Raw genomic sequence first — 15,672 nt, 5'->3', positions numbered from 1 at the left:
GGAACTTGTCGCCTTACACCGCAAAACCAAACCCCGGCGCCTCGTGCGCCGGCAATACCGTCACTGCCACATCCATGGTTTGCTGGCCGCCGCCGATCAACACTCCGCGCAAAGGCGAGACGTCGAGAAAATCGCGGCCCCAGCCGAGCGTTATGTGGCTGGTGTCCGGAAAGATGCCATTGGTCGGATCGGCATCTATCCAGCTGCTGGGCTGGCCATCGACGCTTGGGCAATATACCGATACCCAGGCATGTGAAGCGTCGGCGCCGATCAGACGCGGCTGTCCCGGTGGCGGTTCGGTCAGCAGATAGCCGCTGACGTAGCGCGCCGCCAAACCCAATGAACGCAGGCAGGACAGCATGAAGTGCGCGAAATCCTGGCATACGCCGCGTCTGGTGGCAAACACTTCGGTGACCGGGGTTGATACCGTGGTGGCCAACGGGTCGAAGGTGAATTCCTGGAAAATCCGCGTCATCAAGGCCTCTATCCCTGCCAACAAAGGTAACCCAGGTGTAAACGACTCTGCGGCATAAGCCAGAAGCTCGCGTTTGATCCGCACGTGCGCCGATTCAAACAGATAACGCGTGGCTTCCAGATCGTCGGGCAACAAGAACTGGCCTGCGTGATACGAAAGCGCGGCACGCGCCTGCTCCCAGGTTGGCGTGACTGCAGGCAATTGACGCGACGTCAACGTCACCCACGATTCAGCTAGTGCACGCAGATCGGTATGGTCGCTTTCCAGGGAAAACGATTGCATCGGATTGCCGAAACTATCCAGCAGCAATCGCAGGTTTTGCGGTTCGGGCGTAATACTGATGCCGTGCGAAGTACAGGTTTGCCATGGCAACGAACGCGGCGTCAGGCGTAGCATCTGATGCGACAAGCGCACTGCTTGCGAATACGCATAATGCGTATCGTGACGAATGTGATAAGTATAAGAAGAATGCTCGCTCATCATGACACTCCCTGGCTCACCGGCGCGTTCAGGGGCGTGAAGAAATGCCGCGCCAATTCGTCGGACAGAGAAAAAGCGCCGGCAATCGCATCGCGCATCAGTTGCACCAGGCGGGCGTGGGCGTCGGCCACGAATAAGGAATCGTGGCTTAAGTCCTGCAATTCAAACTCACGCAGCAAGGCCGATAAATGTGCCGGCGTATCCATGTTGAGGGTACCGAGTTGTTCCGCGATATCGCTCAAATAGCGCTCCAGCATATGGAACTGGAATGCAATGCCATGCGGATTGCTGACGTCGAACACCAGCAGATGCAATACCGGCAGCCATTCCGGCGCCCGCCGATAGCGCACGCGATAAGTGACCACGCTATTGGCAGACTCCAGCAACCACGGCAGCGCCCTGTTCTGACGCTCCGTAGGCAACCGCAGGAACTGGCCGAACAAGGTCGCCAGATGGGTCATGCGCTCTATGTGCCGGCCCAGCATCAGGAAATGCCAGCCTTCGTCGCGTGTCATGTCGTCCAACGCGTGCCCGGCCAGGCCCACGCAAGCCTGGATTACGTTGTTCAGTATGGTCAATGCGCCGACAGGCGTCGCACCGGCGTGAGCACCGCCGTCCGCCGTCAGGCCTGGCATGCGATTGAGTGCCTGCCAGTTATCCAGCGAAAGATGTTCGCGCACCTGGTAACCGCAATGATGCAAATGACGCAGATTGGCAGCGATGCTGACGCTCGCGGTTGGGTCGACGATGGCGGCAATCAGGCCTTGCTGCATGGCGTTGACGGTTGGCCGCCCTGCCAGTGATGCGCTTGGCAAAGTAATCCCGAGGCCGCGGCAGATTTCGCAGAGCTGGTAGAAGGTCTCGCGCGCTTCACCCTGCAGATCGCTGCTGCGCTGCAGGGTCGCCCTGAGCAAATGCGCCAGGTTATCGCAGCGCTCGGCGTAGCGCCCCATCCAGAACAGGTTTTCGCCGGCATGCGATGAAATATCGACGGTGCTGTAAATCGTATCCAATGAGCGCTGCCGGGCGTCGATGGACTCTAACGGTGCTGCCAGTGGCGCGGCCGCTTCGCTCACTTCCGGGCGCATCTGACTCAGCACCCAGACATCTTTGCTGGCGCCACCCTGTTGCATCGAGACCACATCCTTGCGCTGGCGCGGTGCGACCCGTGTCAGGCCGCCCGGCATCACATGGTAGCTACCGTCGGCAGCAGCGACCACGAATACCCGCAAGCTCACCGCGCGGCTCATCAAACGATATTCGCCGCTGCGCGACAATACTGGCGCCTGCGACAAGCGCACCCATTCCTGCGCTACATAGGCGTGCGGTTGGGCCAGCAAGCTATCGATCACGCGTTGGCGCGATTGTGCATTCAGGCTGTGGCCATAGACCGGTTGCATGCGCATCGATGGAAACGCCGGCATGATCACCAGCTGCTCCAGATTGGCCAGGGTGTAATCTAACGCCGGCTTTTCGCCGCACCACCACGACGCCACTGCCGGCAGCGCTAGCGGCTGGCCCAGCAAGCGTTCGCAGATGGCTGGCAGGAAACCATGCAAGGCGCCAGATTCGAGCACGCCGCTGCCGAGTGAATTGGCAATCAGCACATTGCCGAGACGTGCCGCCTGCACCAGGCCCGGAATGCCGAGGGCCGAATCGGCGCGCAATTCGAGCGGATCGCAATAATCGTCATCCAGCCGCCGCAGGATCGCATGGACGCGCCGCAAACCGCTTAGCGTCTTCAGGTACACCATGTCGCCACGCACCATCAGGTCAGCCCCTTCGACCAGCGGGAAGCCCAGGGTATGCGCCAGGAATGCGTGCTCGGAGTAAGTTTCGTTGTACGGCCCCGGGGTCAGCAACACCACCAGCGGCGGTTCACCGCCGGCCGGCGCCAGCGTGTTCAGGCTGTCGTGCAGTGTGTGAAAAAATTTCAACAGGGATTGGACATGCATGTCGCGCACCGTATCCGGCAATGCGCGCGACATGATCTGCCGGTTCTGCAAGGCATACCCTGCACCTGACGGTCCCTGGGTGCGATCCGACATGACCCACCAATGGCCATCCGGTGAACGCGCCAGATCAATCGCGTACAGGTGCAGATGTATGCCGGCCGGCGGTTCTATGCCGCGGCAGGGCCAAAGGTAGCCATGCTGGCCGAATACCAAGGCTGGTGGCAGCAATCCTTCGGAAAGCAGTGTTTGCGGGCCGTACAGATCGGCCAGCACCGCGTTGAGCAGACGCGCACGCTGGGTTACTGCGGCGGACAAGGTCTGCCACTCATCCGCGGAGATGATTTGTGGCAACAGATCCAGTTCCCACGGGCGGTTGGCGCCTTGCGGATCGGCGTACACATTGTAGGTAACGCCTTCTGCAGCAATCGCTTCGCGCACCTCGCGGGCGCGGCGGCGCAGAATCTCTGGCGACAAGCCTTCCAGCTGATCGATCAGCGTACGCCAATGCGGCCGCAGGCGACCGCCGGCTTCAAGCATTTCGTCGTAACGATCCGCTTCTGCGGGGTAACTTTCAAGTAAGCGCTGGTACATAGTTGATCGCTTGCGTCACCTGGAACGATTTAAATGCAAGCTCTACCACCAGCAGTCCCGAAAAATCGCAGCGCCGCATGAAAATAGCCGCGCTACGATCTTCCTGCACCCTGCCTGTAAAACTTGATCAGAAGTGACGTAAGTCTAACGTAAATGGGAACTCGATGGACGCTATCGGCATAGTTACCTGCATCTGTCCCGGGGTGTGATTGAGGCGGAAATAACGTGCCAGCCGCCGGCTTTCGGCTTCGAAAGCATTAACCGGGAACGTCTCGTAGCTACGTCCGCCCGGATGCACCACGTGATATTGGCAGCCACCCAGGCTACGGCCGTTCCAGGTGTCCACCAGATCGAAGGTCAGCGGCGAATCGATGCCGATGGTCGGATGCAGGGCTGACGGTGGTTGCCAGGCGCGGTAACGCACGCCGCTGACAAACTCGCCGACGCGCCCTGTCGGCTGTAAAGGCACGGGTACGCCATTGCAGGTCAGCACATAGCGATCCGGCGCCATGCCGCTTACTTTCACCTGCAACCGTTCGAGCGAGGAGTCGACGTAACGGGCGTTGCCGCCGGAGCGGCTTTCCTCGCCCAGCACATGCCATGGTTCCAGCGCCGTGCGCAGTTCGAGGGCGATGCCATTGACGGCAAAATCGCCGATCTTTGGAAAGCGGAACTCGAAGTGCGGCGCAAACCATTCCGGCTTGAGCGCATAACCGGCCTGCTGCATATCGTCCATCACATCGCAGAAATCCTGCCAGATGAAATGTGGCAACAAGAATCGATCGTGCAACTCGGTGCCCCAGCGCACCAGGCGAGACGGCTTGTATGGTGTTTTCCAAAAGCGCGCTACCAGTGCCCGCAGCAGCAATTGCTGGGTCAGGCTCATGCGTGCATGCGGCGGCATTTCAAATGCGCGTAATTCCAGCAAGCCAAGGCGGCCGGTGCTGCTGTCGGGCGAATACAGCTTATCGATGCAAAACTCGGCGCGGTGCGTGTTGCCGGTCACGTCGATCAACAGATTGCGCAGCAGCCGGTCCACCAGCCATGGTGCGCAACCATCAGCGGCGAGTTGCTTATCCATCTCTGTGAACGCCAGTTCCAGTTCGACCACGGCATCGTTACGCGCTTCGTCCACGCGCGGCGCTTGCGAAGTGGGGCCGATGAACATGCCGGAAAACAGATAGGACAACGACGGATGGTTATGCCAATAACTGATCAGGCTACGTAACAGATCGGGGCGCCGCAAGAATGGCGAATCGCCGGTGGTGGCGCCTCCAAGAACCAGATGGTTACCGCCGCCGGTGCCGGAGTGATGACCATCGAGCATGAATTTCTCTGTGGTCAAACGAGTCTCGCGAGCGACGTCGTACAGGTAAGTAGTGTTGGCAACCAGCTCGCTCCAGCTATGCATGGGCTGGATATTTACTTCAATCACACCGGGATCGGGAGTGACGCTGAACTTGCCCAGACGCGGATCGTTCGGCGGTTCATAGCCTTCCATTAACAACGGCTGCTTCAATGCCTGGGCTGTGGCTTCGATCGCTGCCACCAGTTCCAGATAATCTTCCAGCCGGGCCAGCGGCGGCATGAACAGATACAGCACGCCCTGCCGCACTTCTGCGCACAAGGCAGTGCGCGCAATCTCATCGGCAGACTCGAATGGCGCCGGCGCCGCCGGTGTTTCGCTGGCGAAGGCAGAACTATATTTCGGCGCATCAGCCGCGGCTGTCTTATCCTTGCCGGCTGTAGATGCCGGTGTCGCAAGTCGATGCCGGATTTGCTGGGCAATCGGCAGCGGCTGGAAGGCCTGCGTAGGATCGGGTTGATGCACGTAAGGGTAATCATCAGTCTTGACCCAAGGCTGCGAATCGAGCGGCAGCCGGTAGCCTAACGGCGAATCGCCGGGCAGCAGATAACAGAACTCGCCGCGCAAATACCAGCTACCGCTTTTCCACTCGCGTTCATCGTTGCTGCGGGCCAGCGGCAATACGTAGCCGGCAACTTTGCGCAAGCCTTGCGAAAAGACTCGTGCCAGCCTGGCGCGCTCCTGCTTGTCATCCAGCCGCGCATCGGACGGATCGACGTTAATCGCCAGACGGCGCTCGCGCCACAGGTAATAGTAGATATCTTCATAGGCGGCAAAAACGTGTTGACGATCCAGCGACAGGCGCGCGGCAACGCCTTGCAAGAAACGCTCGGCGACATTGTCATCGCCGGCTTTCACTTGTGCCTGCGTTTCGTCGGCGATCAATGCCGGCGTGGTCCAGATCGGTTCGCCGTCGCGACGCCAGTAACAATTGAGCGACCAGCGCGGCAACTGTTCGCCCGGATACCATTTCCCCTGGCCGAAATGCGGCAAGCCTTGCGCCGCATATTGCTGCCGCAGCCGATGATAGAGTTCAGCGGCCAGCGGTTTCTTGGTGGGGCCCATCGCAGCCGTGTTCCATTCCTCGCCATCCGGATGATCGAGCGCGACAAAAGTCGGTTCACCGCCCATCGTCAGGCGCACATCGAGCGTATCCAGGTCGTCGTCGATGGCATGGCCCAGTTCTTCAATCTCCTCCCATTGCTGTTCGCTATACGGCTTGGTGACGCGCGGCGATTCCCAGATGCGACGTACGCTCATGGCGTGTTCGAATTCTACTTCGCATGGCTCGACCATGCCGCTGACCGGTGCTGCCGACGACGGCTCCGGCGTGCACGACAGCGGGATGTGCCCCTCCCCTGCGAACAAACCGGAGGTTGGATCGAGACCGATCCAGCCGGCGCCGGGCAGGTACACCTCGCACCAGGCATGCAGGTCGGTGAAATCGGTTTGCGGTCCGGATGGGCCGTCCAGCGATTTCTGGTCGGCCGTCAGCTGGATCAGGTAACCCGATACGAAACGCGCTGCCAAACCCAGGTAGCGCAGTATCTGCACCAGCAGCCACGACGAATCGCGGCAGGAACCTGAACCAAGGCCGAGCGTCTGCTCCGGCGTTTGCACTCCCGGTTCCATGCGAATGGTATAGCTGATCATTTGCGCCAACTGCTGGTTCAAGCTGACCAGGAAATCCTCCGTGCGGATTCTTTCACGCGGCACCTGATCCAGGAATTTTTGCAGCAACGGCGTCAGCGGCAATTTCTTGCGGTATGGCTCCAGCTCGTTCTGCAATTCCGGTGCGTAGGAAAACGGTACTTTCTCGGCATACGGCTCAAGAAAAAAATCGAAGGGATTGAGTACCGACATTTCGGCGACCAGATCGACTTCAATGCGGAATTCACTGGCCTTTTCCGGAAACACCAGCCGCGCCAGATAGTTGGCCTGCGGGTCTTGCTGCCAGTTGATGAAATGCGGTTCCGGCAATATCCGCAGCGAATAACTCAGGATCCGGGTGCGGCAATGCGGCGCCGGCCGCAAGCGGATGATTTGGGGACCCAGGCTGATCGGACGTTCGTAGCGATAGGTGGTGAGATGATTGAGTGCTACGTGAATTGACATGGATATCCTCTGCGACAATCAATAATTTTTTCGTAGCGTGGGTACAAAGGCGTGCCCACCCTACTGGTGGCTATAAATAAATTCGCGCAGGCGCGGATAAATTTCCTTGTCCCACCGGTGGCCATTGAATACGCCATAGTGGCCGACCCCGGTTTGCACATGATGCGTCTTCATGTACGGCCGTATGCCGCTGCACATGTCCTGCGCCGCCACGGTCTGGCCTACCGCGCAGATATCATCCTTCTCCCCCTCTACGGTAAACAATGCGGTGCGGCGAATCGCCGCCGGTTCTATCGTACGCCCTAATGCCTGCATTTCGCCAAGCGGCAGTGCGTGATCCTGGAAAACGCTTTGTACCGTTTCCAGATAAAACTCTGCCGCCAGATCCGACATGGCGAAATACTCAGCATAGAAAGTCTTGATGACATTGGCTTTGTCGTCTTCGCCTTCCACCAGATAGTTGTACAGGTTTTGAAAAGCCTTGAGGTGGCGTTCCAGATTCATGCTCATGAATGCATTCAGCTGCAGGAAACCGGGATAGACCTGGCGCTGGCTGCCGGCGAAACGGCCGGGCACGGTACTAACCAGGTTGTCTTCAAACCAGGAAATCGGCTTGCTTTTCGCCAGGTGATTGACTGCTGTCGGATTGATTCGGGTATCGATGGGGCCGGCCATCAAGGTCATGCTGGATGGCTGCGCCGGATGCCGTTCGGCAGCCATCAGCGCTACCGCCGCCAGCGCCGCCACAGTTGGCTGGCAGACCGCCACCAGATGCGTGCCGGGGCCGATCGTCTCGATGAAACGGATCAGGTGCCCGACATATTCGTCGAAGCCGAAACGGCCGTCGCTCAAGGCCACGTCGCGCGCGTTGTGCCAGTCGGTGATGTACACATCATGATCGCGCAAGAGCGTGCTCACAGTGCCGCGCAGCAAGGTGGCGAAATGTCCCGACATCGGCGCCACCACCAGTACACGCGGCTGCACTACCTCGCTGTCTTTGCGGAAATGCAACAAAGTACAGAATGGCGTCTGCTCGGCTACTTCTTCATGCACCGAAACCGTGCAACCATTCTCTTCCACGCTGCTTATCCCGAATGCGGGGCGTTGATGCGTCAACTGGGTGCAAGAAAACACTTCGCAGGCGGCGGCCAGCCTGCGCAGCGCCAGGCTGTCAGGCCATCCTTGCCACTTGTAGCCCAACACCGGTGCGGCCATGCCAGCCCACACACGCATCGGATCGCTAAGATCCGAATAGCCCTGATATGCCTGGTAAATTTTAGTCATGGGACTACCCTGTTATTGGAATGCGGGCAAACGCTACATATGCAGCTACATTGACAGCCACTTCTGCAATATCCATGCCCATATCTCTGGCACGGCCTTTGCTCAGTAGTTGTCAAACCGGTTTGCCAATCACGTCACTTTCGATCCAATACGGAAGAATATTGCCATGCCTAAGACCACATTGAGCATTACCAGTAAAAATTATTCGTCGTGGTCGTTGCGCGGCTGGCTGATGACGCGGTTTTCCGGTCTTGAGTTCCAGGAAAACCCGATCTCGCCGGACGATCCGGATGCGCGCGCCGAAATCCTGCTGCTGTCGTCGTCGATCCTGGTGCCCTGCCTGTATCACGGCAATATCGTGGTGTGGGATACCTTGGCTATCGGTGAATATCTGCACGAAATCCGGCCCAAGGCCGGGCTGCTGCCGGCGGACCGTGCCGCGCGCGCCCACTGCCGTTCGATCTGCGGCGAAATGCATTCCGGCTTCAGCGCCTTGCGTTCGGCGCTGCCGATGAACATCAAAGCGCATTTTCCCGACTTCAAGGTGTGGTCACGCGCCGAAGCCGACATCAAACGCATCACCACCATCTGGAAACAATGCCTGGCGACCTACGGCGGACCATTCCTGTTTGGCGAACGCTCGATAGCCGATGCCATGTATGCACCAGTGGCGACCCGGTTTTTGACGTACGATGTAAAACTGGATTCCGTCTGCAGCGCCTATTGCAAGCGTATCCTGGCCATGCCGGAAATGCAGGAGTGGATCAAGGCCGCCAAGCTTGAACCGGACGATATCAATGAACTGGATGTAGAGTTTTGAGAAAGGATAGCTGCGATGGATACAAGCACAAGTACAAGCACAACTGCCAGCCCGGCCACCTCGTTCTCGCATGTCCGCGAGGGTGACACTGAATTCGAATCCGGCGGCCTGCGTGATTTTTTCCTGTATCGCGATCTCGGGATTGCCGCCGCCACCGGCGGCCAGGTGGTGGCGCATCTGGTGAAAGCCAACATGGCGCCGGAAGTAGGCACCGGCTGGCACCGGCATGAAGCCAATTTCCATATCGTCTACATGCTCAAGGGCTGGGCCCGTTTCATGTACGGCGATAAAGAAACGCTGGTCAAGGCCGGCGACTGCGTGCACCAACGCCCAGGCATAGTGCATTTTTTATTCGACTACTCGGAAGACATGGAGTATCTTGAAATCGTTAGCCCGGCGGCATTCACTTCAATCGACATGCCGGCACCGTGCGCCGTTCCGGCGCCGACGCCATGGGTTAAGTCTGGTTGAGCTGCATAGGACACCAGGTTTTTGCAATCAAAACATCATGGAGGACGCCACCCAGATTACGCAAAATTTGCTAAGTGCTGACCCGGCATTGCTGAAATAAAGCCTATTCAAATTACAACATCGCATGTTAATCTTTGAATAATTTTTTACACAAGCCAAAGCTTGAACGTCAGCCAGCAGCGTGCAACAGGCACGCTTCTTGATAGCTACTTGATAGTTTCCGATCAAACCACAGCAAAGCAAGATCATGGCAAATTTTTTCGATGAAATGTACTCCGATGGCAAATCGTCGGTGCGCCCGCACTATGACGAATTTTCCAATTGGCTCAACGCTCAGACCGCCGAAACCATCGCCCGCAAACGCGCCGAGGCCGACCTGATTTTCCGCCGCGTCGGCATTACCTTTGCGGTCTATGGCAATGACGCCGGCACCGAACGTCTGATCCCCTTCGACATCATTCCGCGCATCATCCATGCGCAGGAGTGGGCGACACTCGAAGCCGGCCTGATACAGCGCGTCAAGGCGCTCAACATGTTCATCCACGATATCTATCATGGCCAGAACATCGTCAAGGCAGGCGTGATCCCCGCTGAACAGATTTTCCGCAACGCCCAGTATCGCCCGGAAATGCAGGGCATCTCGGTTGCTTCGGATATCTATGCGCATATTGCCGGGGTCGATATCGTACGTGCCGGCCAGGGCGAGTTTTACGTGCTGGAAGATAATCTGCGGGTACCTTCGGGCGTGTCCTACATGCTGGAAAACCGCAAGATGATGATGCGGCTGTTCCCCGAATTATTCTTGCGCCACAAGATTGCACCGGTCGACCACTATCCTGACCTGCTGCTGGACAATCTGCGTTCGGTGGCGCCGGTTGGCGTGACCGATCCGACCGTGGTGGTGATGACGCCGGGGATGTATAACTCGGCCTACTTCGAACATGCTTTCCTGGCGCAGCAAATGGGTGTCGAACTGGTAGAAGGCCAGGATCTGTTCGTCAACGATAACGCGGTCTACATGCGCACCACGCGCGGCCCGAAACGGGTCGACGTGATTTATCGCCGGATCGACGACGACTATCTCGATCCGCTCGCCTTCCGTCCCGATTCGTCGCTGGGCGTGCCTGGCCTGCTGTCGGTGTATCGCGCCGGTAATGTCACGCTGGCCAATGCCATCGGTACCGGTGTCGCCGATGACAAGTCGGTGTATCCGTTCGTGCCTGACATGATCCAGTTTTATTTGTCGGAAAAGCCGATCCTGAACAATGTCCCGACTTACCAGTGCCGCAAAAAAGACGATTTGCAGTACACCCTGGATAACCTGAAGGATCTGGTCGTCAAGGAAGTGCATGGCGCCGGCGGTTACGGCATGCTGGTCGGACCGGCATCGACCAAGCAGGAAATCGAAGATTTCCGCCAGCGCGTGATCGCCAAGCCGGACGGCTATATCTCCCAGCCGACCCTGGCTTTATCGGCTTGCCCGACCTATGTCGAATCCGGCATCGCCCCACGTCACCTGGACCTGCGACCGTTTGTGCTGTCCGGAAAAAATGTCTCCCTGGTGCGCGGCGGCCTGACCCGCGTCGCCCTCAAGGAAGGTTCGCTGGTGGTTAATTCATCCCAAGGCGGCGGCACCAAAGACACCTGGATTCTGGAGAAATAACATGCTCAGTCGCACCGCCGATCATTTATTCTGGATGTCCCGCTACACCGAGCGGGCAGAAAACACTGCACGTATGCTGGATGTACACGTACAAACCGGGCTGTTGCCGCAATCGGTTGAAGATGCGGAAATAGGCTGGCGCGCGATCCTTGGCATTTCCGAACTGCAGCAGGCTTTCGACAAAAAATATAGCGTGCTGACGCAAAAAGACGTGATTGATTTCATGGTGCGCGATCCGAGCAATTCCTCCTCGATCGCATCCTGCCTGAAACAGGCGCGCGAGAACGCCCGCGCGGTGCGCGGCGCGCTGACTACCGAAGCATGGGAAATCCAGAACGCCACCTGGATCAAGATGCAGGGTTACTTGCAGACCGATGCTCTGGAGCGCAATCCGAGTGAATTTTTTGAATGGGTCAAACACCGTTCGCATCTGTCGCGCGGGGTAACCATCGGTACCATGCTCAAGGATGAAGCATTCCACTTCATTCGCCTTGGCACATTCCTGGAGCGCGCCGACAATACCGCACGCATCATCGATGTCAAATTCCACGGGGCGAAAAAAGGCCAGTACAAGAAAAACCACCAAAACGGCCAGCAACAAAGCACCGAACAGCGACACGCCGAGGAACGCAAGGATGCGATTGCCGAACCGCAGGTCGATTTCTACTACTGGGCGGCGATCCTGCGTTCGGTGTCCGGCTTTGAAATCTACCGCAAGGTGTATCGGGATGTGATCACACCGGCGCGCGTGGCAGATTTGCTGATCCTGCGGCCGGACATGCCGCGCTCATTGCTGGCCTGCATGACGCAAGTGATCGGCAATCTGAAACATGTGCATAACGACATTTCTGCCGATACTGAGCGCTTTGCCGGCAAGCTGCATGCCGATCTCAAGTTCAGCAGTCTCGATGAGATTCTGGACGCCGGACTGCATGACTACCTGACGCAGTTCTTCGAGCGCATTTTCGAACTCGGCAATCGCATCAGCCGCGATTTCCTGGTACCCCTCAATCCCTGATGCCCGACATGCTACTCACCATACGGCATGAAACGGTTTATCACTACACCGCAGCGCTGACCTACACGATTCAGCAACTGCGGCTGACGCCGCGCGCGGAAGTGCAGCAGCGTACCCTGGCCTGGAATATCCGCAGCTCGGGTACGCGCCATCCTTTCACCGATGCTTTCGGCAACCTGAGCCATACGCTGACCATCACCAGACCGCACCACGAGGTCCGCATCATCGCCGAAGGGACGGTGGCGGTCGCTCCGTTGCATCTGGGCCGCCTGCCGCAACCTGGTGAATTTTCGCCATTGGTATTTACGGTGCCGACGCAACTGACGCAGCCTACCGTCGCCGTGATGGATTTTGCGCATCGACACCTGCAGTCTGGCGCCGGCAACACGCAGCTACTGGACCTGGCGCAAGCGATCTGTGCGGCTGTGGCCTACCAGAGCGGATCGACTGCAGTCACCACCAGCGCCGACGACGCGCTGGCCCTGGGACAAGGAGTCTGCCAGGATCACGCCCACCTGTTCCTGGCTTGCTGCCACACGGCGGGCATTCCGGCGCGCTACGTATCCGGCTATATCGATCCCGGTAACACCAATCATGCGGAAAGCCATGCCTGGGTGGACGTGTGGGTTGAGGAACATGACTTTTCCGGCTGGATCAGTATCGATGTGACCCATGCTTGCTTTGCCAGCAATAACTATTGCAGGCTGGCAATTGGACGGGATTACGATTCGGCTGCGCCGGTACGCGGGGTACGGCGCGGTGGCGGTGAAGAAACGTTGACCGTGCAAGTCAATGTTTCTGCATTGCCATCAGATCAATGAGTCGACACGCGTTAATGCACGATTAATTCGTGAAAATTTGTCACATGGCCAACAAACTGTGGCAATCTGACCAGGATACGGATTTGGCTTCCTGTAAAATCTCGACTTTGCATTTTTCTCATACATCATGACTTACTGCGTAGCCCTGCGCCTCGATTCCGGCCTGGTTTTCCTTTCCGACTCACGCACCAATGCGGGAGTTGACCACGTCGCCGTCGCGCGCAAGATGAGCGTGTTCGAAAACCCGGGCGAACGCCTGATGGTTTTCATGACCGCCGGCAACCTGTCCATTTCGCAGTCGATCAAGGAAATCATCGGCGAGCGTGTTAACGCCGCCGGCAAAACCATCTGGACCGCCGACTCGATGTACGAAGCCGCGCAAATCGTCGGCGAGGCAATCCGTACCGTGCATGACCGCGAAGCTGCGGCACTGGAAAAATTCGGTATCGATTTCAACGTCAGCATTATTTTCGGTGGGCAGATCAAAGGTGAGCGTTGCCGCCTGTTCCAGATTTATTCGGCCGGCAATTTCATCGAATCGCACAACGAGAATACCTACTTCCAGATCGGCGAATCCAAATACGGCAAACCGATACTTGACCGCGTCATCACGCCCTCCTCATCGCTGGACGAGGCAGCAAAATGTGCGCTGATTTCGATGGACTCCACCCTGCGCTCCAACGTCTCGGTAGGCTTGCCGCTAGATATGCTGCTGTATGAAAACGATACGCTGGCAGTCACCCGCTTTGTGACGATCGGCGAAAAGAACCAGTACTTCCAGATGATTCGGGAAAACTGGGGCAAGCAGCTCAAAAGCGTGTTCGACGGCATCGCCGATCCGGTCTGGAATGCCGATCCGGAAACCACCGCCAACGTGCTGTCGGCACAAGGCTCGCGTAGCGAACCGCTGGTGGTAATGCCGCCGCAAGAATTGAGTACCGAGAACCCACCGGCGCCGCTGCAAACGCTGGCGCAGGGAACCAACGGCAGGCAGCATTAATATCAGGCGACACGAGCCGCAGCTGCATCAAATACAAACGGCGCCGGATCTTGGATCGCGGCGCCGTTTTCAATTCAAGCTCTCACTCCAGGCAATCTCAGAAGCAGTGTTCAGGCGCCGGAAACGATTTGTCCTTCACCGCGCTGACATACGCCAGCACGGCGGCATCGATGCTGCTCTGGCCCTGCATGAAGTCTTTCACGAAGCGCGCTTTGTGGCCGGGGAAAACACCCAGCAGATCGTGCATCACCAGTACCTGGCCGGAGCAATCCGGGCCGGCGCCGATGCCGATGGTCGGAATGCGCAACAGGTCGCTGACTTCCTTGCCCAGCCCAGCCGGAATCGCTTCCAGCACCAGCAAGCTGGCGCCCGCTTCCTGTAGCGCCAGGGCGTCAGCTTTCAATTGCTCCGCTGCCGCGACCGACTTGCCCTGTACCTTGTAGCCGCCCATCTGATGCACCGATTGCGGCGTCAGGCCGAGATGGGCACAGACCGGGATCGCGCGTTCAGTGAGGAAGCGCACCGTGGGCGCCAGCCAGGCGCCGCCTTCGATCTTGATCATTTGTGCGCCAGCCTGGATCACCGGTACCGCGTTCTCGAATGCGCTTTCCGGCGTGGCATAAGTGCCGAACGGCAGGTCGGCCAACACCAGCGCGGTACGATTGCCGCGCGCCACGCTGGCGGTGTGGTACACGATGTCTTGTATGGTTACCGGCAAGGTCGAATTGTGGCCCTGGCAAACCATGCCGAGCGAATCGCCAATCAGCAAGGTTTCAACGCCGCAGCGATCCATCAAGGCGGCAAAGCTGGCATCGTAGCAAGTCAGCATGGTGATTTTTTCACCCTTTTCGCGCAAGGCTTGCAGGGCCGGGATGGTGACCGGTTTGCTGCGGGTATGTGATTTCGCTGCCGGATCGCTAGCTGGGTCACTACCTTGTATATATCCTGCCATTATCATTCTCCACGATTGAAAAATTCACGCTTGCCGCGCATGCCGTCGATGCGGGCCAGCAGTAAGCTGAAATCGGCTTCGTTGCCGGCCAGGTCCAGATGTTCGTTGTTGACGATCAGCAGCGGCGCATCGTCGTAGTGATAGAAAAAGCGGCTATAGCTTTCGCACAAGCGCGCCAGGTATTCTTGCGAGATCGCGGCTTCCATTTCGATGCCGCGCTTTTTGATGCGCTCTCCCAAGGTTTCCGGCTCGGCCTGCAGGTAAATCACCAGGTCCGGCGTCGCCACCTGCGGCCGCAAATGCTCGTACATTTGCTGGTACAGCTTGAGCTCTTCGTCGGCCAGCGTCAGGCTGGCGAAAATCGGATCCTTGGCCAACATGAAATCGGAGACCAGATGGCTGGGGCTGTCGAACAAGTCATTCTGCGCCGATTCGCGCAACTGGTTGAGGCGCTGGAACAGGAAGAACATTTGTGTCGACAACGCGTAGCGCGGAGCGTCACGGTAGAATTTTTCCAGAAAGGGATTGGCTTGCGGTTGCTCCAGCAAGACTTTGCCGCCCAAATGCATGGCGATCTTGTTCACCAGCGTGGTCTTGCCGACCCCGATCGGGCCTTCTACGACGATGTATTTATAACTGTCTAGATTCATGTTTAAAAGTG

Annotated in this window: 12 protein-coding genes; 6 read left to right on the top strand and 6 right to left on the bottom strand. The window is 58.0% G+C overall.

Annotated elements, in window-relative coordinates:
• Nucleotides 1–13 precede the first annotated feature (13 nt).
• The 4 genes from BM205_RS13775 to BM205_RS13760 form a co-directional block, all read right to left on the bottom strand.
• On the bottom strand, nucleotides 14–958 hold the full coding sequence (locus tag BM205_RS13775; RefSeq protein ID WP_092415351.1) for a transglutaminase family protein: 945 nt from the start codon (nucleotides 956–958) through the stop codon (nucleotides 14–16).
• The gene (locus tag BM205_RS13770) at nucleotides 955–3,501 is read right to left on the bottom strand and encodes a circularly permuted type 2 ATP-grasp protein (protein WP_092415349.1); all 2,547 of its coding nucleotides are present in this window, start codon (nucleotides 3,499–3,501) and stop codon (nucleotides 955–957) included. The genes BM205_RS13775 and BM205_RS13770 overlap by 4 nt, the downstream gene beginning before the upstream one ends.
• A 127-nt stretch (nucleotides 3,502–3,628) precedes the next feature.
• Nucleotides 3,629–6,982 carry a transglutaminase family protein gene (locus BM205_RS13765; RefSeq protein WP_092415347.1) on the bottom strand — a complete coding sequence of 1,118 codons (3,354 nt, stop codon included), beginning with the start codon at nucleotides 6,980–6,982 and terminating at the stop codon, nucleotides 3,629–3,631.
• Nucleotides 6,983–7,042: 60 nt separating this feature from the next.
• A complete protein-coding gene (locus tag BM205_RS13760; protein WP_092415345.1) occupies nucleotides 7,043–8,266 on the bottom strand; it encodes a polyhydroxyalkanoate depolymerase in 1,224 nt (407 codons plus the stop codon).
• Nucleotides 8,267–8,432: 166 nt separating this feature from the next.
• Here BM205_RS13760 and BM205_RS13755 point away from each other — a divergent pair, with 166 nt between their 5' ends.
• From BM205_RS13755 to BM205_RS13730, 6 genes are all read left to right on the top strand, one after another.
• Nucleotides 8,433–9,086 (top strand): glutathione S-transferase family protein, encoded by a 654-nt coding sequence (locus BM205_RS13755; RefSeq protein ID WP_092415343.1) that lies wholly within the window; start codon nucleotides 8,433–8,435, stop codon nucleotides 9,084–9,086.
• Nucleotides 9,087–9,101: 15 nt separating this feature from the next.
• Nucleotides 9,102–9,557: a cupin domain-containing protein gene (locus BM205_RS13750; protein WP_092415341.1), complete on the top strand. Its 456-nt coding sequence runs from the start codon at nucleotides 9,102–9,104 to the stop codon at nucleotides 9,555–9,557.
• Between the two features lie 247 nt (nucleotides 9,558–9,804).
• The gene (locus tag BM205_RS13745) at nucleotides 9,805–11,220 is read left to right on the top strand and encodes a circularly permuted type 2 ATP-grasp protein (protein ID WP_092415339.1); all 1,416 of its coding nucleotides are present in this window, start codon (nucleotides 9,805–9,807) and stop codon (nucleotides 11,218–11,220) included.
• Nucleotide 11,221: 1 nt separating this feature from the next.
• The gene (locus BM205_RS13740) at nucleotides 11,222–12,238 is read left to right on the top strand and encodes an alpha-E domain-containing protein (RefSeq protein ID WP_092415337.1); all 1,017 of its coding nucleotides are present in this window, start codon (nucleotides 11,222–11,224) and stop codon (nucleotides 12,236–12,238) included.
• A gap of 8 nt (nucleotides 12,239–12,246) precedes the next feature.
• Nucleotides 12,247–13,059 carry a transglutaminase family protein gene (locus BM205_RS13735; RefSeq protein ID WP_092415472.1) on the top strand — a complete coding sequence of 271 codons (813 nt, stop codon included), beginning with the start codon at nucleotides 12,247–12,249 and terminating at the stop codon, nucleotides 13,057–13,059.
• A gap of 127 nt (nucleotides 13,060–13,186) precedes the next feature.
• On the top strand, nucleotides 13,187–14,059 hold the full coding sequence (locus tag BM205_RS13730; RefSeq protein WP_092415335.1) for a proteasome-type protease: 873 nt from the start codon (nucleotides 13,187–13,189) through the stop codon (nucleotides 14,057–14,059).
• A gap of 97 nt (nucleotides 14,060–14,156) precedes the next feature.
• Here BM205_RS13730 and panB read toward each other — a convergent pair whose 3' ends face one another.
• Together panB and BM205_RS13720 are read right to left on the bottom strand one after the other, a co-directional pair.
• A complete protein-coding gene (gene panB / locus BM205_RS13725) occupies nucleotides 14,157–15,011 on the bottom strand; it encodes a 3-methyl-2-oxobutanoate hydroxymethyltransferase (RefSeq protein ID WP_175511263.1) in 855 nt (284 codons plus the stop codon).
• A gap of 2 nt (nucleotides 15,012–15,013) precedes the next feature.
• A complete protein-coding gene (locus tag BM205_RS13720; protein ID WP_092415333.1) occupies nucleotides 15,014–15,661 on the bottom strand; it encodes a deoxynucleoside kinase in 648 nt (215 codons plus the stop codon).
• Nucleotides 15,662–15,672: the final 11 nt, after the last annotated feature.

The organism is Collimonas sp. OK307, from assembly GCF_900113705.1.
Taxonomy (GTDB): Bacteria; Pseudomonadota; Gammaproteobacteria; order Burkholderiales; family Burkholderiaceae_D; genus Collimonas.
This window is presented reverse-complemented; position numbering and strand designations above follow the sequence as displayed.